General features: G+C 55.1%; 1 pseudogene. It reads right to left on the bottom strand.

Going from position 1 to position 642, the window contains the following annotated elements:
- Window positions 1-105: 105 nt before the first annotated feature.
- Window positions 106-480 (bottom strand): annotated as a pseudogene (locus DW49_RS0124190) (hybrid sensor histidine kinase/response regulator); the annotation flags it as partial.
- Window positions 481-642 lie beyond the last annotated feature (162 nt).

Below are 642 nucleotides of genomic sequence, written 5' to 3'. Positions count from 1 at the left end.
TGGCCAAACTGGATCGTGATGCGTTCTTCAATGCTGAGTTCATGATATGACATAGGTTCACCGTACCGGATTGGTCAGGTGTTGCGCTCAGTTTTTGCCGCCGCCCTGTGAAAGCTTGATATCGCGCTCGACCGCCTCGAAACCGTTGGCGGTGCCCAGCAGGTCGACCTGACCTGCGGTCAGCGCCTTGATTGCGGCCTCGCGGCTGTCGAATCGCTGGACTCTGACAGGCAGGTCCAGTGCGTCCGAAATGATGCCCGCGTAATCGGCAGTGATGCCTTCGTAATCAGTCCCTGAAATGGTGATGTCGAATGGCGGATAATCGGGGCTCGAAGTGCCGAGAATCAGTTCACGCTGGGCGCGTACCCACTGCCATTGGCTGCTGTCCAGTTTCACATCCATGTGCGCCGGGCTCGAACGGCCGAGCAGGGTGTAGTGATCGGCCGCGTCGGGGCCGGCCTGAGCGCTGCTCCAGCTCATGCACAGGCCTGTGGCCAGTATTAATAATTGTCTGAAGCGCGTGGGCATCCGGTCTCTCACACTAGTGTACTGTTTTCGAAATAAGTTACCCATAACCTGCAAGCTAAGCTATTGATAAGATTTGAATTTTCCGTTAGTTGGTGGCTGATTTTTTCGAAAACA

Source organism: Pseudomonas avellanae BPIC 631, assembly GCF_000444135.1.
Taxonomy (GTDB): domain Bacteria; phylum Pseudomonadota; class Gammaproteobacteria; order Pseudomonadales; family Pseudomonadaceae; genus Aquipseudomonas; species Aquipseudomonas avellanae.
Note: the sequence above shows the minus strand (reverse complement) of the source record. Positions and strands in the feature narration are given on the sequence as shown.